The organism is Dyella sp. (genome assembly GCF_035685885.1).
In the GTDB taxonomy this organism is placed as follows: Bacteria; Pseudomonadota; Gammaproteobacteria; order Xanthomonadales; family Rhodanobacteraceae; genus Dyella.
Window position 1 is genome coordinate 1 of the sequence record NZ_DASRZX010000068.1, and the last position, 17640, is coordinate 17640.

The following is a 17640-nucleotide window of genomic DNA, read 5'->3' on the forward strand; positions in this document are numbered from 1 at the left end:
GCATCAGCATGCGGCGGCGCGCGTCATCGAACGGCGACAGCGCGTAGATCGGCACCGCGCTGCGATAGCGCGACAGCCACTGCGCCGTTGCGCCCGATTCGGTCAGCGCCACGATCGCGCGTGCGCCGATCTGGGTGGCCAGCAGCATGGCTGCCAGCGCGATAGCCTGGTCGGTGCGATCGATGCGATGGCCGGCGGTGGCGAGATCTTCCTTCGGCTCGAACTGGCGTTCGGCGCCGAGGCAGATGCGGCGCAGCGCCGCCACGGCCTTGTCCGGATGCGCACCGGCGGCCGATTCCTCCGACAGCATCACCGCGTCGGTACCGTCGATCACCGCATTGGCCACGTCCATCACTTCGGCGCGGGTCGGGATCGGCGAGCGCACCATCGACTGCAGCATCTGCGTGGCGGTGATCACGGCGCGGTTGCGCTGCACCGACTCGCGGATGATTTTCTTCTGCAAGCCCGGCAATTCGGCATCACCGATTTCCACGCCCAGGTCGCCGCGCGCCACCATCACCACGTCCGACGCGTCGATGATCTCGCCCAGCACGGGGATGGCATCGGCACGTTCGATCTTCGCCACCAGCGACGCCTTGCCGCCGGCTTCTTCGAGCAGGCGGCGCGCTTCGTTCATGTCATCGGCCGAACGCACGAAGGACACGGCGAGAAAGTCGCAACCGATCTCGGCGGCGAGCTTGATGTCCGCCTTGTCCTTGTCCGACAGCGCCTTGACGGAAAGGCCGCCGCCCTGGCGATTCAATCCCTTGCGGTCGGAGAGGCGGCCAGCAATCAACACGCGGCAACGCACTTCGGCGCCCACCACAGCCTCCACCGTCATCGCGACCAGGCCATCGTCGAACAGCAGCACATCGCCTGCAGCCACGTCGCCGGGCAAGCCGTAATAGCTCACACCGACGCGGGTGGCGTCGCCTGGCGGCGCGCCGGGGCTGCAGTCCAGCACGAAGCTATCGCCCACACGAAGCTCCACCGGACCATGGGCAAACCGCTCGACGCGGATCTTGGGACCCTGAAGATCCGCCAGCACGCCGACCTCGCGGCCGAGCTTGGCGGCCGCATCGCGCACGGCGACGGCACGCGCGCGATGATCGTCCGGTTGGCCATGCGAGAGGTTCAGGCGAACCACGTCGACGCCTTCGGCGATGATTTTTTCGAGCATGCCAGGTGCATCGGTCGCGGGACCAAGGGTGGCAACAATCTTTGTGCGGCGCAGCGCAGTTTCAGTAGTCATGCATCCAACCTAGCAGAATTGGATCGATCTGCCAGAGGGTTTGCGCAGGCTTTTTTCGCACGCACGGAACAAGCCAAGTGGACTGCTGGTGGACTGCGGACCACCCAGACTCACTGGTATTACGCATCGATAAGGAAGAATGCCACGAGCCGATTGCACTGGTCTGCTTTGTCTTGGTTGAGACGTCCAAAAACTGGTGTCATCAGGGGTCGAACTCAAATCCACTGTGACGCCACGTGATCCTCTTCGCATCCTCGCCGGATCGGCGTTCCCGTACCTGCGCAAAGAAGCAGCAACGATCATTTTGCGTTGCAGCAATGACGCATGAAAAAACAGCAGACGCCTCTTCCGGACACAAACAAAAGGCCCGCGCGAGGCGGGCCTTTCGAGCCGGCGACAGCGAAGGGTTCAGTGCGACAGCGTGAGGTTCAACACTTCGGCCAGACGACGCCCGGCTTCGCGCAGGCGCAGCTCGGCCACCGGGAGCTCCTTCTGCACGTAGGCCTGATCGAGCTTGTGGCCGTCCGGGTAGATGTCGCGCGAGATCTGGCAAGACTCTTCGGCCCATTGCGCGTAGGCGTTGTCGTAAGGCGCAATGGCGGGCGGCAGTGCCACCGGGCCGCGGGCTTCCAGTTCGTCGGCGTAGGCCTTGTAGTCGAGGCCACGCGTCTTGAGCAGGCCCGAATCCCACACGCTGTGCAGGTTGCTGCCCTTGTCGTTGAACTGCACTTGGTAGGCGTTGCCGCCCTTGTCGTCGCGCGAGCCACCGTGCAGCGGCTGGTGTTCGTCGCCAATGAAGTGCACCACGAACTTCAACGCTTCCAGGCGCACGGCATCCGGCTGGTGCTTGTCGCCCAGCACTTTCACATAGTGATCGATGCCGGCGACGACACACTCGCCGTCCTTGCAGTCGCGCGGTGGCGTGTAGTTACAGTCGCCCGAGGTGAAGTCGACATAGTGCAACGCACGCGTCTGCTTCCAGAGGTCGGCCTGCTTGGGATCGTTGCGGATCTCGTCCGGCCAGCTGGCGACGTCCGCGAGCGACTTGGTGTTCTCCGGCGCCAGCAGGCGTTCCACTTCGGCCTCTGCTGCCGGGCTCAGGTGGCGTTGCGCCAGGTCCGCCACCACGCTGTGGCCGAGCTGGCCCCAGGCATGGACCGTGGGGATCAGGGCAAGGCAGATGAGTACGGCGGCGGAACGGCGCGGGGTCGGCATGGGATGACAACTCTTGGTCAAAGGAACCGCGGAGTCTGCCATAGCAGGATGACAGGAGCGTCCAGCAAGGACTTACGCGGCCCCGCCGGGTACTTCGAGCGCGCGACCCTCGCCATCATGGACGCTCACGTCCACCTTGATGCCCTGCCGCACGCTCTGCGTCACGATGCAGAAATCCTCGAACTGGGCCAGCACGCGATCGAGGTGTTCGAGCAGCTCGGCCTTGTCGGACAGTTGCAGGTCCACGCCGATGTGGGTGATGCGCCAGCGCCCCTGCTCGTTGCGTGCCAGGGTCGCCTTTGCCGTGGCGCCAAGCTTGCCCGGGGCATTCTTGTACTTGCGCAGTGCGAACAGCAGGCTCGCGCACAGGCAGTTGGCCACGGCCGTCGCCAGCAGGCGTGAAGGGTTGGGGCCCGCGTCGTGACCCAGCGGCGAGGCCTCATCGGTCATCAGGTCGGGGATGGCGGTGTCGTCGAAGCGGACCCGGAATTCATAGTCCGACACTTGTTCCAGCGTGATCCCGACGCTCTGTTCGGTTGAGCTCATGGCGTTCTCCCTGGCCGACACCGGCCCGAGGGGAAGATTCAAGCGCGTTCGGCGCTTCCTGAACAGCCCGGCGGCCGCTTCCGTGCGCCGGATGAGGCTGTGGCCCGGTTCAGGCTAAAATGCCGGTTTTACGGCGGACCCACAGCCGCCACCTCGCCACCTCAATCGGAGGACGCTGTCACATGGCCATCAAGGTCGCCATCAACGGTTACGGTCGCATCGGCCGCAACATTCTGCGCGCACTGTACGAAGCCGGTCGCACCAACGAGATCCAGATCGTTGCGATCAATGACCTCGGCAACGCCGAGACCAACGCGCACCTGACCCAGTACGACACTGCGCACGGCAAGTTCCCGGGCACCGTGTCGGTGGACGGCGGCGATCTGATCGTCAACGGCGACCGCATCAAGGTCTGCGCCGAGCGCGACCCGTCGAAGCTGCCGTGGGGGGCCCTGGGCGTCGACGTGGTGCTCGAATGCACCGGCCTGTTCACTTCCAAGGCCAAGGCCAGCGCGCACATCGCCGCCGGCGCCAAGAAGGTGATCATCTCTGCGCCTGGCGACAAGGACGTGGACGGCACCTTCGTCATCGGCGTCAACGACGACAAGCTCACCTCAAAGCTGGAAGTGATCTCCAACGCCTCGTGCACCACCAACTGCCTGGCTCCGCTGGCCAAGGTGCTGCACGCGAAGATCGGCATCCAGCGCGGCCTGATGACGACCATCCACGCCTACACCAACGACCAGGTGCTGACGGACGTCTATCACTCCGACCTGCGCCGCGCCCGTTCGGCCACCATGAGCCAGATTCCGACCAAGACCGGCGCGGCCGCCGCGGTGGGTCTGGTGCTGCCGGAGCTCAACGGCAAGCTGGACGGTTTCGCCATGCGCGTGCCGACCATCAACGTGTCGGTGGTCGACCTGACCTTCGACGCCGCCCGCCCGACCACCAAGGAAGAAATCGACGCCGCCATCAACGAAGCCGCCAACGGCGCGCTGAAGGGCATCCTGGCCGTCAACACCCAGCCGCTCGTGTCGATCGACTTCAACCACAACCCGGCCTCGTCCACCTATGACGCCACGCAGACGCGCGTCATGGAAGGCACGCTGGTGAAGGTGCTGTCGTGGTACGACAACGAGTGGGGCTTCTCCAACCGCATGCTCGACATGACGGTCGCGCTGGTGGCGGCGAAGTAAGCCCGAACCATCGCCATACCAGGAAAGCCGGGCCTCGCCCGGCTTTCTTTTTCGGAGCGTGGCGTGCTGTCGCGATGCGGCAGATAAGCCTGAGGAAACTGATCCAGATCAGCGCCGGAATCTTGCCTGACGACCATCGTTGCGCACGCTCACATTCGCGATGGAGATTGACTGATGATCCGCAAGACCCTTGCCCTCCTTCTGCTCGGCCTGTTCGCCGCTCCCCTCTGGGCCGCCGACTGCTCCACCACCATCGAGGGCAACGATGCGATGCAGTTCAACCAGAAGACCATCCAGGTGCCCAAGGCCTGCAAGCAATTCACGGTGACGCTCACTCACACCGGCAAGCTGCCCAAGGCATCGATGGGTCACAACTGGGTGCTGGGTACGGCCGCCGACGAGCCCGGCATCATCGCCGATGGCATGAAAGCCGGTGCCGACCAGAACTACGTCAAGCCTGGCGACACCCGCGTGATCACGCATAGCAAGCTGGTTGGCAGCGGCGAGTCGGACACCGTCACCGTGCCGGTCGCCAAGCTCAAGGCTGGCGAAAACTACGCGTATTTCTGCACCTTCCCGGGCCACGCTGCCCTGATGAAGGGGACGCTGACGCTCGCCCCGTAAATTCCTTCGCACCAACTGCTGGGGAGAAAGCGGCCGGGTTCGCCTGGTCGCTTTTTTTGTGCGCGCCGAAGCGGAATACTGCCGCCTCGAACGAACGGGGAGGCATGTCATGGAAGTACGGCATCGGCAGATCGTGCTGGGTTGCATCCTGGCCATTGGAATGGGGACAAACCTCAGCTGGCACGCACAGGCGAGCGAGGCAACGGCGGCGCCCGACACCATCCATACCGTATCAACGGCCGAGTGGGCTTCGCTGTTCGATCCCGCGATCGACGTGGCCGAACGCAGACACGCGCTGGACACGCTGGAGCGCCATGCCGGTACGGCCAATGGCGATGAGCTCTATCTGCTCGGATCGCTCTACCACATGGGGCAGCATGCACCGGGCTCGCCCGTGGATGCGGACAGCGCAAAGGCAGCCATGTACTTCGCCAACGCCGCCGTGCGCGGCAATGTGCTGGCCATGGCCAAGGTGGCCGAGGTGAAGTACAGCGCCGGCGACTACCGTGAGGCGATGAACTGGGCGCAGATCTACGCGCATTACGCACCCACCATCGGCATGCAGGGTCCGGCCGCGCAAAGCTACGCCGGCGAACTCGTGCAGCGCATCAAGGACAACATCAGCGAGCAATCGATGGACGCGATCATGGCCGACGTGAGCCGCTTCGTCGCCGCGAACGACAAGGCCATTCGTGCCGGCATCGCGGGCAGCGGGCTGGACGAGCCCGCGCTGCATCCGAACTCGCACAAGCGCCACTTCACCACCTCGCCCAATGAGCGCGATCCCGGTGCGGGCGTGGCCGACTTCCTGGTCGCTTTCCGCCGCGACGGAACGGTCGATCACGTGCAGTTGCTCGACTCGGTTCCCTATATGGAGGGGACGGATCGCATGCGTACCTACGTGGCATCGATGAATGCCGAACCGGGCACGGCAGGCGACACCTCGACGCTGCGTTACATCTGGATGCCCATCGTCATGGGCAATCGCCTGTATCACACACGCGAAGGCCGCTGAGCCGACGCCGTGATGACAGAGGGCCGGATGCGTTCCGGCCCTTTCCTTTCCAGCGGTGAAGCTTTCAGCCCAGCGCGGCGAGTGCCGAATCGTAGTCCGGTTCGTGCGCGATCTCGCCGACCAGCTCGCTGTGGACAACCTTGTCATTGGCATCGAGCACTACCACAGCACGCGCTGCAAGGCCCGCCAACGGCCCGGAGCCGATTGCCACGCCGTAGTTGGCGAGGAAATCAGGGCCACGCAGGGTGGAAAGCGTGACTACATTGCTCAGCCCTTCCGCGCCGCAGAAGCGCGCCTGCGCAAACGGCAGGTCGGCGGAGATGCAAAGCACGACCGCGTTATCGAGCTGGCTGGCCTTCTCGTTGAAGCGCCGCACCGAGGTCGCGCAGGTCGGCGTGTCGATGCTGGGGAAAATGTTGAGCACCTTGCGCTTGCCGGCGTAACTGGCGAGCGTGACGTCGGCAAGATCCTTGCCGACCAGCGAAAAAGCCGGCGCCTGATCGCCCTTGGCGGGGAAATGGCCATCAACCTGGACCGGTTGGCCCTTGAGCGTAACCTGGGACATGGGGACAGCTCGTTGGACGGGGACTACAAGTAAAACATGGCCTTGGCCAAAAAGACGATCCCCGCCATGAGTACCAGCACCAGACGATGGGCATGGCGGAACCGGCACGGATCGGACCGCCCTCCGCGAGATCGCACGGCACGCACGAACACCGTCAACACCGCCAGCGCCGGGCCGACCTTCGCCAGCAGCAGCCCGCCGAAATGGGTTTGAGGACAGCGAAGCCCCGCGCAGCGAACGGTGAACATGGCGATGCCCGTTGCATAAAGCGTCGCGACAATCCATGGCATCACGCGCCGCGCACGCCGCATGACGGCCTGCTCGATACGCTCCATAGTTTCTCGATCGAAGCTTCGATGCAGCGCCTCGAGTATCACCACTTCAAACGTTACCGCACCGACGAACACGATGGCGCAGGGAAAGATGCATCAACAGAAGAACGGGATACCACGTGCCCATGCTGCTTCCTCATGTACGGAAGCATAAGGCGGGCGCGGAAATTCTTTTCGAAAGCTTCATCCAGCCAGACGACACCGCGCTGGAAGGCCCGTTTGGCGATCACACCGGCTACTACAACGCGCAGGCCCATTTTCCGGTATTCACCATTGAACGCATGCGCCTACGGCGGGAGGCCATCTACCACGGCAGCTACATGGGGCGCGCGCCGCACGATGAGCCCTCGGTGATGGCGATGGCCTTGAACGACGTGTTCGTGCCTATCCTGCAAAAGATCTTTCCCGAAATCGTCGATTTCTACCTGCCGCCCGAAGCCTGCTCCTACCGCATCGCGGTGGTCAGCATACGCAAGCAATACGCCGGTCACGCCCGCCGCGTGATGATGGGCATCCGGTCGTATCTTCGTCAGTTCACTTACACCAAGTTCGTCATCGTCACCGACGAGGACATCGACGTACGCAACTGGTCGCAAGTGCTGTGGGCCATCGCTACGCGGGTCGATCCGGCGCGCGATGCCATGCTGGTGGAAAACACCCCCATCGACTATCTCGATTTCGCCAGCCCGGTGGCGGGCATCGGCCCCAAGCTCGGGCTTGACGCTACCAACAAATGGCCTTCCGAAACATCACGACCGTGGAGCCGCCCCATCGTTCCCGACGCGGCGACCGAGAAGCGCGTGGAAGCGCTTTGGACGTCTATCCGCGCGGCTGATCGATGACACTCGCAGCTTCATGCATGAGGTCAGTGCTTTGCCTCCGACGCATCATCCCCTGCATCCAGCACGGTCAGCACGTCACGTACCTGCACCTGCAACGCCTGCCACGACCGCTCCCATTGCCCTTCGTGCGGATTGGCCAGGGCAAAGCGCTGGAGCATGTCGTGAACCCTGGTCAATCGCGCCTGCAGAGCCCCCAGGTCGCTCAACGCCTTGTCGTGATCGTCCTTGCCCACCATGAGGACCTTGCGATCGCGACACACGCCAATGCAGGGCTGCGGTGCCTCGATCTTGCCGCAACCGATGCACTGCCAGGCCTGGATGTATTCGATCATGACGCACGTCCTCGCTGTACTTAGCGTCATCCTGCACCGCGAGGTATCGTCACGCCGTGATGCTCGTCAGTGCGCAAGACCTGACACACGAGCCCGCGACAGCGTGCCACTGGGTTGCATGAGCTATCGCATGGGATCATGCACGCACCACACGCGCGGTTGCGACGCCCTACAGGGAATTCAGTGATTCGCCTCCGGACTCGACGCTGGATTGCCTGGCTGGCCATGACGGCCATCTGGCTCGCCATCGCCGCTCCCGTGGTATCGCAAGTCGTCGTGCAGGATGCCATGCCTTCCATGGCTGCCGATTGCGGCGGGCACCGCGATCGCACACCGCCACTTGCACCGCATCCATCCTCGATGGACAAGTGCGGCTACTGCACCCTGCTCAGCCATCATCCCGTGCTGATGGGCGCGGCAATGCCGGCGGCGGTCTATTTCCCGCCGGCCACTCCGGTCCCTTTTTCCGACGCCCCATATGACGTCGGGCTGTCTGTTCTCGCAGCCGCACCACGCGGCCCGCCCGTTCACTCGCAGCACTGACCAAGCCTGATCGCTTCTTGCGGCCTTGGCCGCAGAGCGTCCTGTCGCCTGCGATAACGGAATCCCTATGTCTCACCACGGTTCAACCGGCAAGGCGCGCATGGTTGCGCGGCCGTTGCCCTGTCTGATCGCGCTTGCGATCCATGTCACGTCGTCGCCCGCGCTGGCGGATGATGGCGTGCTTACCCTCAACCCCATCGTGGTCACGGCGCCCATGCAGGACAGCCCGCTGACCGTCATCACCGATCCGAAGGCCCCGCGCCAGCCAGTTCCTGCGAGCGACGGCGCCGACTTCCTCAAGAGCATTCCCGGCTTCTCCACCATCCGCAAAGGCGGAAGCAACGGCGATCCGGTATTGCGCGGCATGGTCGGCTCGCGGATCAATCTGTTGGTGGATGGCGGCCAGATCGGTGGTGGCTGCCCTTCCCGCATGGATCCCCCCACGGCATACATCTCGCCGCAGCTGTTCGATCGCGTCACCGTGATCAAGGGTCCGCAGACTGTTCTCTACGGGCCTGGCAACTCCGCCGGTACGGTGCTGTTCGAGAAGGACTTCAAGCGTTACACCAAGACCGACGCCACGCTGGAAGGCAGCCTGCTCGGCGGCTCGGCGGGCCGCAACGACCAGATGGTCGACGTGCGCGCTGGCACACCGGACGTCTATATGAACGTCAGCGCCAACCACACGCACGCGCAGGATTACGAAGACGGCGATGGCCATCGCGTGCATTCGGCATGGGATCGCTGGAACGTGGACACGGCGCTCGGCTGGACGCCCGATGACAACACCCGACTGGAATTGTCCGCCGGCAAGGGTGATGGCCAGGCGGCTTACGCCTTCAGCGGCATGGATGGCGCCCAGTTCCTGCGCGAAAGCGTCGGCCTGAAGTTCGAGCATGATCGTCCGGCTGCCGTGTTCGATCACATCGAGGCGCAGCTGTACTACAACTACGCCGATCATGTGATGGACAACTACACGCTGCGGCAGCCAGACCCTTCGAGCATGATGCCCATGGCGATGGCAAGCGACGTCGACCGGCGCACGGTCGGCGGCCGCGTGACGGGCACCTTTGACTGGGGCGACATGTGGAAGCTGCAGGCCGGGCTTGATGGATCATCGAGCGTGCACACCAGTCGCATGGGTGGCCCGCCCGGCGGCATGCTGCCCGATTACCGCACACAGCCGCGACTTCGTGATGCGCGCATGGATACGCTGGGCGCGTTCGGCGAGCTCACATGGAACCTGACGGAGCGCGACCGCTGGATCGGCGGCGCTCGCATGGATCGTGCGCAGACACGCGGCTACGACCTGCCCGTGGCGTCCAGCGGCGGCATGATGCCGGGCATGGGCGGAGCAGGCCGCACCGTCGACGTCAGTCGCGCCGAAACGCTGCCCTCAGGATTCGCGCGTTACGAGCACGATCTCGCGTCTTCACCGGCCACCTTCTATGCGGGTGTCGGCCACGTCGAGCGTTTTCCCGATTATTGGGAACTGTTCGGCCAGCATACCCAGAAGAACCTCGGCAGCTTCGAAACGCTTCGCCCTGAGAAAACCACGCAGCTCGACATCGGCCTGCAGTACCACGACGCCAGGCTCAAGGCGTGGGTCTCCGGATATGCCGGTGTGGTGAAGGATTTCATCCTGATGGACTACGGAACGGACATGGGCGCCGCCCAGGCGCGCAATGTCGATGCACGGATCGCCGGTGGCGAGGCCGGGTTGGTCTACACCCTCGACGATCACTGGAGGGCCGATGCCACCGTGGCATGGGCTTGGGGCGAGAACCGTTCCGAACATCGCCCCTTGCCGCAGATGCCACCACTGGAGACCCGCGTCGGCCTCACCTACGACAGCGGCGTATGGTCGGTCGGCGGCATCTGGCGACTCGCTACGGCCCAGCGGCGCGTTGCCGTGGGAGAAGGCAATATCGTGGGACAGGACCTGGGACCGAGCGCGGGTTTCGGCGTGTTCTCGCTCAACGGCGGCTACAGGATCGATCGTTCGCTCACCCTGAGTGCCGGCATCGACAACCTGTTCAACAAAACCTATGCCGAGCATGTCAACGCTGCCTCGGCCGGACTGGTCGGCTACGTCAACACCATGCGGGTAAACGAACCGGGTCGTACCGTGTGGCTGAAGCTCGACGCGAAGTACTGACCTGCCGGAGGGCGGTGCGTACCGCCCTCCGTTTTCCCAACTCAGTGGACCATCGCGTGTTCCGTCGATGCGCCGTAAGACCAACCGGGGTCATCAAAGTAGCGAGGATAGTCAGTGACCGCCTTGCGCATGGCGGCCACCTGGCCCATGTCCTTCGGATTCTCTTTCAGCGCCTGCGCCGCCGCGAGCAACGGCACTAGCATCTCGTGCAGAACCGCATCCTGCTGCGGTCGAAGTTTACAGTGGGCAAAGATGTAAGCACCCGCATCCTGGATCAGCCCGGCACGATCCTGCGCCATGGCCTCGCTCATGTGGCCCATCTCGTAATGACGCAATTCGTCCAGCGCCTGATGGATACGCCCCATGCCCTCGCGCAGGGTGTCGTCCGCATGCCAACGAACTGCGGGCATCGGCACCTGCTTGCCATCGTAGGCGGCATGGGCCGCGTGATCGTGTTGCGCGCTGGCCGGCAACGGCCCTGCCAGCGCGATGGCCGCAACGGCCAGCCCCATCCCGCGATGCATCGTCATTTCACACTTTTGAAAACACCAGGCTCGCGTTGGTGCCGCCAAAGCCGAAGCTGTTGGACATGACAGTACGCAACGACGCGACACGCGTCTCGCGCAGGATCGGAAAGCCCTGTGCACCCTCATCCAGCCGTTCAATGTTGGCGGAGCCCGCCATGAAGCCGTCCTGCATCATCAACAGGCTGAAAATAGCTTCATGCACACTGGCTGCTCCCAATGCGTGGCCCGTCAGTGCCTTGGTGGAAGATATCGGCGGCATCTCGCTGCCGAACGCCTCCCGCACTGCATTGAGTTCGACCAGGTCACCCAGCGGCGTCGCTGTGCCATGGGTATTGAGGTAATCCACCGGACCGCATGCATTGGCCAGCGCCATGCGCATGCAGCGCACGGCGCCTTCGCCCGAGGGAGCCACCATGTCGGCACCGTCCGAGGTCACGCCATAACCCGTCAGTTCGGCATGGATGCGGGCACCGCGCCTTCTGGCGTGCTCATAGTCCTCCAGCACCAGCATGCCGCCACCGCCGCCGATGACGAATCCGTCGCGCGTGACGTCATAGGGCCGCGATGCAGATTCCGGCGTGTCATTGCGGTTGGCCGACAGTGCGCCCATCGCGTCGAACTGCGCGGTCATGCCCCAATGGAGTTCCTCACCGCCACCCGCGAACACGACGTCCTGGGCGCCGTGCCGGATCAGGTCGGCCGCCGCACCGATGCAATGCGCCGAGGTCGCGCATGCCGCAGCGATCGAATAGCTCAGGCCGAGAATGCCAAAGGCCGTGGCCAACGTGGCCGATACCGTGGAGCACATCGTGCGGGGCACCATGCACGGCCCGACGCGACGCACGCCCTTCTCGCGCAACAGGTCGGCGGTTTCGATCTGCCATTGTGCCGAGCCGCCGCCGGAACCCGCGATCACGCCAATGCGCGGGTGGCGGATCTGATCGAGTGCCAGCCCTGCATCGGCAATGGCCGAGCGCATGGACAGGTAGGCATAGGCCGCCGCGTCGCCCATGAAACGGCGAAGTCGTCGATCGATGAGGCTATCCAGGTCAATGACGGGCACGCCGGCCACCTGGCTGCGCAGGCCTTTCGTCGCGTACTCGGGCATGGCACGGATGCCACTGCGAAGATCGCGTAACGCTTGCGCCACGACATCGCCCGCATGGCCAAGGCAGGACACGATGCCCATGCCGGTTACCACGACGCGACGCATCAGAAGCCCTCCGTCGACTGGAAGAGTCCCACACGCATATCCACCGCGACATAAATCTCGCGACCATCTACGTAGACGCGACCGTCAGCCACCACCAGCGCCATGCGGCCACGGATGACCCGGCGGATGTCGACTTCGTAGCTGACCACGCGCGCACTTGGCAGCACTTGTCCGGTGAACTTCACCTGGCCCACACCAAGGGCACGCCCCCTGCCCTGCATGCCCAGCCAGGGCAGGAAGAAGCCGCTGAGCTGCCACAGCGCGTCCAGGCCCAGGCATCCGGGCATCACCGGATCGCCCTCGAAATGGCAGTCGAAAAACCAGAGGTTGGGGCTGATGTCGAGCTCGGCGCGGAGCGAGCCCTTGCCGAACGCGCCATCGTTGTCGGCAACGTGGGTAATGCGGTCGAACATCAGCATGGGAGGCAAAGGCAGCCGGGCATTGCCGGGGCCGAACAGCTCGCCGCGGCCGCACGCGAGCAGTTGCTCGCGATCGTAGAAGGAGGGGCGTGTCATGGAGTTCCTGGCAGGTACGGGGAACGCCGAGTCTGAGTGCCACCCGGACATCCAGCCCTGACAAGGATCAAGGGCATTGCATGACAGCCCTTGTACGGCCCGAGGCCATGGAAACTTAGCCGGCGCGATGCACCGCCCGCGCTCGCTGGGCCACGCCGGCGCCCCGATGCAGCAGGATGCGCAAGCCGAGCGGGACGCTTTCCCATGGCATTCGTTCAAGCGCGTTGCGCGCCATGAGACCGAGTTCGGTGTCTCCCGTAAGCACGAGGGCACGTTGGAAAAACAGGGTGTCGGCGTCTTCCAGGCGCCCGGCCAGCAGCAGGAGATCGGTTGCGCTACCGCGAACGATGGCTTCCGGTTCGTCCTCTACCACGCGCAGCACTTCTCCCTCCCGTGCAACGACCCAGCACAAACCGAGGTCGGTCATTTCAACGCCCAGGCGACGTCCGTGCATGAAGTCGAGCGAACCGTCGCGCAAAGCCGAGCCAAGCACCCGCGCCATCGCTTTCTCTAATGTCGCATGCTGCAGGCGTCTGGGCACGACGCGCGACAACTGAGCGATACGCCGCGGCGGTGGCACGTGGCGCAGCAGGCGGGGTACGAGCGTGTCGATGAAGGTGGAAAGCGTCATGCGTCGAATGATCGCCCGACCGCGATAGGGCTCGCGCTGATCATCGTTAACCAGCGACGTTGGCACCGTCGTATCCGCCTCTTGCTGGCGCCGGGCATCGCGTATGGCGAGATCCACCAACTGGTGGGCCGTCTCCTCCGGTACGCCCACCGCATGGCCAGGCCGCCAGCCCGTGCATGGACCCGACGCTCGCGCGCCTCGTCGCGAATGGGAAGTCCGCTCCTGGCCTTCAGTACACCCACGGTACGAACCAGCCTGCGACGCGCCGCGAGCAAGACCACCAGTCCGTCATCCACATGGTCGATCAGCGTTCGCGCGCGGGCGAGAAACCAACGCTCAGGCTCTAGTGACAACACCTTCCGTTCTCCATCGTTGCGTGGATCACATCGCGTCCTCTGGCCGTTACTGCATGACGCAGCCGATACATTCAGGCGACGCCCAGCGTTCCCGTTCGGGCGAATCGTTCCACACGGCGTCGCGTGCCAATGAAAACCCCAGTCACGACCAGCCAGGCTGTCCCTTCCATGATTCCGGCCGCACGTGCCAGCCACGGCGTCGGAGAGCATGTCGCCAACACCAGTGGGATGGCCGCCCCAAGCTGGATCATCCAGACCGCTGTGCGGTGGCGCGCAGGCATCAGGCGCTGGACGCCCGGCAGCCGCACACCGCGCCCGACCCGGCGATGCAGTTCTATCCAGCCGAGGAATGCAACGATCTCAAGACCCATGCCAAGCACCAGCATTGGCACAGCCACGCCAATGGCCAGCACGCCGGCCAGCATGCCGTCCCGTGCGTTAATGGCCATCATCACGGCGGACAAAGCCAGAACGGATGTCCCGGTGCGCCAGCTCCACCATAACGGCCCGCGACGACCTTGCGGTGTCTTGCGCTGCAGCCATACGATGGCCGCGGCAAATGACAGGCCCGATCCAGCAGCGAGCAAGCCCAAGCCTGTGCCTGCGGGTCCACGCAGTCGCCAGAACGCCAGCACTGCCAGCAAGACCAGAAGGCATCCAAGCCAGACGCCCTGCCATCGTTCATCGGGAACCGACGTTCCCTGGAACATGGGCATCACGACTCGTCCAACGCTTGCCAGCAGCACCAACATCCATCCCACGATCGCGACGGATGCATGCACATCGACCCAAGCCGGTATTGCGGATCCCAACGAACCCGATAGACCCAGGGCAATGGTTGCTCCCAACAGTGCGGCCACGCCCGCGGCACCAAGCGCAACGCCCAAACCCATTCGCAACAGGCGCTGTCCGAGGGTATGCCAAAGGCCGGGTAGCGTCATGCCAAGCAGGCATGCAAAAGCCATGGGCAACAGCAGCGAAGCAACCATCAATGCGCCATCGGAGCTTTCGTACAGCCCATACACGAGGAACGCGGTGCCTGCGTTGAAGACGACATGCATGGATACGCCAAGCGAGGTTCCCCGCAGTGACATACCGCCCGCCGCAGGCAGGAACTGGAGCAGGCTGCCAAACATGGCGTTCCCCAGTACACCGAGCGTGTAGGTGTGCACGAGTGCCAGCGTTCCCGGATACCAACGCGAGCGAAGCAAGGCATCGCCATCCATGAGCAGGAGTGCGCTCGCCATCAAGCCCCAGATGGGCATCGACAACAGGAAGCGGCGCGGCAGCGAAACCACCGGTGCCTGGTCGAGCGACAGTTTTGTCATGCAGGCGAGCGCACACTTGCCTCGCGACGAATGACGACCCTCGCCCCGCCATCATCCAGGGGCCATGCCTGAGCCCGGAAACCCAGCTTGGCCAGCACCGACAACAGCGGCATCGGCATCAACGGAGTAAGCACCTCCACGGATTGTCCCGGCAGCAATGCATCCGCCGTTTCCAAGGCGCGCTGCATGGGCTCGGGAGGCGGCAGGTCTCGCAGATCAAGCGTGGAAGGTTCGGCACCGGCCGCCTGCCGGCACTGGCATACATGGGATGGCGTGTTCATGCGGACATTGCAGCGAAGCGGCCATGTTCCCGCGCTGATGTGGGTCAGCGCGGGAGCATGTGCCGATGCAGCCTGGAGCATTTATCGCATCAGAGTGGACGCTTGCCCTGCCATTCCAACTGCAGCCACAGCTTGGTGTCGTCATGGCTGTAATGATCGGCTCGATAGCTCGCCACCTTGAGGAGGCCGGTCAGCCCCGTGACCACCGGGAACGACAGTGACGCATTCCATTCGTCGCCGTAGTGGTGGCCGCCGTGGTCGGCGTGATAGTCGTGATACGCAACTACCCAGGCCAGCTTGCTCGCCAGACCGCTGCGCCCGAATTTGCCGTTGAGCGCAGCGTAGTAGTCATCAAGACCATTGGCTGGAGTCACGGTGAACTGATCATCCCAACCGTTGAAGGCGTGCAGGGTTGCCAACGGCGTCTGCAACGCAGTACGCCCATCGCCACCCAGGTGCTCCCAGCCAAGTTTTGCCGTTGCACCCCACTGCGTCCACGCGGGCTCGAGCAGCCAGTAACTATGCGCAAGGCGGATCGGGTTGTTGGCGTAGTCGACTTGCCGCGCACCTTCGGCGGCCCAGCTGAAGCCACCTTCCTTGTCCAGCCTTCCAGTCCAACGAGCGCCATAGGTCGCGGTGGACGCCGTTGCCACGTCTTTGTCCTTGTGCAGATAGGCGTAGCCGGTCACCTGCTGACCATCCTGACTCCACGAGGCGTTGAGCAGATGCGTGTTGAGCAGGCGCTTGCGCGCCGCAGGATTGAGCGCATCGGGCCCGGCGACCCGGTTCACGCGATCGAGCCAGTCGTAGCGCAATGTCCAGGCTTCCGCTGGCTTCCACTGCAATGCGACGGCGTCGAAAGTCTGTTCGAACTGACGCCAGCCGACGTTGCCGATCCAGCGCTGGTTATCGAGCACGATTTCCTGGCGACCGATCTTTTCGCCGAATTCGCTGCCCTGCCATGCGAGCCATGCCTGATTGAGCTCGGTTCCGTGCGGATCCGTTACGCCCGGATATTGCACCTGGCCATTGGCACCGCTGTTGTAGTGATCGTTGGCGCTCGCCGTTCCCGCGCCCTCGACGAAACCACTCCAGCCTGCGCCAAGATTGGCACGCAAACCAAGGCGGAGACGCAGGGTATCGGCCATGGCATCTCGCTGGAATGCATCATCGTCCACTTGCTCATGACGCAACCTGGCATTCCATTCCACTTGCAGGGGCGGCGGCGCATCCGTGCTCGATTGCGCGACTGCCACGGCAGGCAACGCAAGCAAGGCCGTACATCCAACAGCCGCCCACGGGCTGCGCTGGCAAATTCGTTTCATAGGACAACTCCTGTCAATCAACTCCCCATGGAGTGACGCCAGTGTCATCAGCGATGCCAAGCATCCGTCTGACTATCGTCAATCGCTCGATGGACAGTGATCGACTGTGACAACGCACCACGCTGGCTTTGCCCGCGCGCGGAACGCGCTCGACGAGAGGCGAAGGGACAGGTGGCTTCGCGTTGTGAGCGTGGATGCGCCACGAGCAAGACAAAGCTCGACGCGGTAACGTCGAGCTCCATCTACATCAACGTCTCGCGATCAAACTGATCGCCGCCGCGTCAGGGGCCTGCGGTCGCCTTGCGGACAGCCGCCACGAATTCGGGATCCGCGCGGCCGATAATGGATGTGCGCGCGATCAAGCGACCCTCTGCGTCCAACAAGATGAGTTCGCTGGAGCGATGCCAAGCATCCGTCTGACTATCGTCAATCGCTCGATGGACAGTGATCGACTGTGACAACGCACCACGCTGGCTTTTCCCGTGCGCGAAACGCGCTCGACGAGGAGCGATGGGACAGGTGGCTTTGCGTTGTGAGCGTGGATGCGCCACGAGCAAGACAAAGCTCGACGCTGTAACGTCGAGCTCCATCTACATCAACGTCTCGCGATCAAAGTGATCGCCGCCGCGTCAGGGGCCTGCGGTCGCCTTGCGGACGGCCGCCACGAATTCGGGATCCGCGCGGCCGATAATGGATGTGCGCGCGATCAAACGACCCTCTGCGTCCAACAAGATGAGTTCGCTGGAATGATTGAAGTCACCGCCAGGAAGTTGGCGATATTGAAGGCCAAGCAGGGCAGCGAGTTGTCGTGCGTCCTGCGCACTGACGCGTGCAAGCGTCCAGG

At 63.8% G+C, this 17640-nt stretch carries 19 protein-coding genes and 2 pseudogenes; 6 read left to right on the forward strand and 15 right to left on the reverse strand.

Features of this window, described 5'->3' with window-relative positions:
* From pyk to VFG49_RS08560, 3 genes are all read right to left on the reverse strand, one after another.
* On the reverse strand, positions 1 to 1252 hold a 1252-nt coding region (gene pyk / locus VFG49_RS08550; RefSeq protein WP_324859439.1), incomplete at its 3' end, for a pyruvate kinase.
* A gap of 408 nt (positions 1253 to 1660) precedes the next feature.
* Complete coding sequence (locus VFG49_RS08555; protein WP_324859441.1) at positions 1661 to 2467, reverse strand: S1/P1 nuclease; 807 nt, start codon at positions 2465 to 2467, stop codon at positions 1661 to 1663.
* Between the two features lie 72 nt (positions 2468 to 2539).
* Positions 2540 to 3013, reverse strand: a complete 474-nt coding sequence (locus tag VFG49_RS08560; protein WP_324859443.1) for an OsmC family protein — start codon at positions 3011 to 3013, stop codon at positions 2540 to 2542.
* Positions 3014 to 3195: 182 nt separating this feature from the next.
* Here VFG49_RS08560 and gap point away from each other — a divergent pair, with 182 nt between their 5' ends.
* The 3 genes from gap to VFG49_RS08575 all read left to right on the forward strand — a co-directional run bounded on the left by gap (position 3196) and on the right by VFG49_RS08575 (position 5848).
* A complete protein-coding gene (gene gap / locus VFG49_RS08565) occupies positions 3196 to 4209 on the forward strand; it encodes a type I glyceraldehyde-3-phosphate dehydrogenase (RefSeq protein WP_324859445.1) in 1014 nt (337 codons plus the stop codon).
* A 174-nt stretch (positions 4210 to 4383) separates the two neighbouring features.
* Positions 4384 to 4833 carry an azurin gene (gene azu, locus VFG49_RS08570; RefSeq protein WP_324859447.1) on the forward strand — a complete coding sequence of 150 codons (450 nt, stop codon included), beginning with the start codon at positions 4384 to 4386 and terminating at the stop codon, positions 4831 to 4833.
* Between the two features lie 109 nt (positions 4834 to 4942).
* Positions 4943 to 5848: a hypothetical protein gene (locus tag VFG49_RS08575; RefSeq protein ID WP_324859449.1), complete on the forward strand. Its 906-nt coding sequence runs from the start codon at positions 4943 to 4945 to the stop codon at positions 5846 to 5848.
* A gap of 64 nt (positions 5849 to 5912) precedes the next feature.
* Here the strand turns inward: VFG49_RS08575 and tpx are convergent, their stop codons facing one another.
* Both tpx and VFG49_RS08585 read right to left on the reverse strand, forming a co-directional pair.
* Entirely contained in the window at positions 5913 to 6413 is a 501-nt protein-coding gene (gene tpx, locus VFG49_RS08580; protein ID WP_324859451.1) for a thiol peroxidase, read from the reverse strand.
* A 23-nt stretch (positions 6414 to 6436) separates the two neighbouring features.
* Positions 6437 to 6820, reverse strand: coding sequence for a hypothetical protein (locus VFG49_RS08585; RefSeq protein ID WP_324859453.1), 384 nt, complete (start codon positions 6818 to 6820; stop codon positions 6437 to 6439).
* Between the two features lie 80 nt (positions 6821 to 6900).
* On the opposite strand from VFG49_RS08585, the pseudogene VFG49_RS08590 reads away from it, so the two are divergent.
* Positions 6901 to 7587 (forward strand): annotated as a pseudogene (locus VFG49_RS08590) (UbiD family decarboxylase domain-containing protein); the annotation flags it as partial.
* Positions 7588 to 7610: 23 nt separating this feature from the next.
* On the opposite strand, the gene VFG49_RS08595 reads toward VFG49_RS08590, so the two are convergent.
* Entirely contained in the window at positions 7611 to 7919 is a 309-nt protein-coding gene (locus VFG49_RS08595; RefSeq protein ID WP_324859455.1) for a hypothetical protein, read from the reverse strand.
* A 225-nt stretch (positions 7920 to 8144) separates the two neighbouring features.
* Here VFG49_RS08595 and VFG49_RS08600 point away from each other — a divergent pair, with 225 nt between their 5' ends.
* Together VFG49_RS08600 and VFG49_RS08605 are read left to right on the forward strand one after the other, a co-directional pair.
* The gene (locus tag VFG49_RS08600; protein WP_324859457.1) at positions 8145 to 8462 is read left to right on the forward strand and encodes a DUF2946 domain-containing protein; all 318 of its coding nucleotides are present in this window, start codon (positions 8145 to 8147) and stop codon (positions 8460 to 8462) included.
* 67 nt (positions 8463 to 8529) lie between these two features.
* A complete protein-coding gene (locus tag VFG49_RS08605; RefSeq protein WP_324859459.1) occupies positions 8530 to 10620 on the forward strand; it encodes a TonB-dependent copper receptor in 2091 nt (696 codons plus the stop codon).
* A 41-nt stretch (positions 10621 to 10661) separates the two neighbouring features.
* Here VFG49_RS08605 and VFG49_RS08610 read toward each other — a convergent pair whose 3' ends face one another.
* The 9 genes and pseudogenes from VFG49_RS08610 to VFG49_RS08650 form a co-directional block, all read right to left on the reverse strand.
* Positions 10662 to 11150: a DnrO protein gene (locus tag VFG49_RS08610; RefSeq protein ID WP_324859461.1), complete on the reverse strand. Its 489-nt coding sequence runs from the start codon at positions 11148 to 11150 to the stop codon at positions 10662 to 10664.
* Between the two features lies 1 nt (position 11151).
* Positions 11152 to 12360 (reverse strand): beta-ketoacyl synthase N-terminal-like domain-containing protein, encoded by a 1209-nt coding sequence (locus VFG49_RS08615; protein ID WP_324859463.1) that lies wholly within the window; start codon positions 12358 to 12360, stop codon positions 11152 to 11154.
* Positions 12360 to 12875, reverse strand: a complete 516-nt coding sequence (gene fabA, locus VFG49_RS08620; RefSeq protein ID WP_324859465.1) for a 3-hydroxyacyl-[acyl-carrier-protein] dehydratase FabA — start codon at positions 12873 to 12875, stop codon at positions 12360 to 12362. The genes VFG49_RS08615 and fabA overlap by 1 nt, the downstream gene beginning before the upstream one ends.
* Before the next feature lie 115 nt (positions 12876 to 12990).
* Entirely contained in the window at positions 12991 to 13506 is a 516-nt protein-coding gene (ubiT, locus tag VFG49_RS08625) for a ubiquinone anaerobic biosynthesis accessory factor UbiT (RefSeq protein WP_324859467.1), read from the reverse strand.
* Entirely contained in the window at positions 13503 to 13862 is a 360-nt protein-coding gene (locus VFG49_RS08630) for a chorismate mutase (RefSeq protein ID WP_324859469.1), read from the reverse strand. The genes ubiT and VFG49_RS08630 overlap by 4 nt, the downstream gene beginning before the upstream one ends.
* A 71-nt stretch (positions 13863 to 13933) precedes the next feature.
* Positions 13934 to 15088, reverse strand: coding sequence for a hypothetical protein (locus VFG49_RS08635; protein ID WP_324859471.1), 1155 nt, complete (start codon positions 15086 to 15088; stop codon positions 13934 to 13936).
* Positions 15089 to 15186: 98 nt separating this feature from the next.
* Positions 15187 to 15471, reverse strand: a complete 285-nt coding sequence (locus tag VFG49_RS08640; RefSeq protein ID WP_324859473.1) for a DUF2249 domain-containing protein — start codon at positions 15469 to 15471, stop codon at positions 15187 to 15189.
* 89 nt (positions 15472 to 15560) lie between these two features.
* Entirely contained in the window at positions 15561 to 16796 is a 1236-nt protein-coding gene (locus tag VFG49_RS08645; RefSeq protein ID WP_324859475.1) for an alginate export family protein, read from the reverse strand.
* 629 nt (positions 16797 to 17425) lie between these two features.
* Positions 17426 to 17640, reverse strand: a pseudogene (locus VFG49_RS08650) (SCO family protein); the annotation flags it as partial.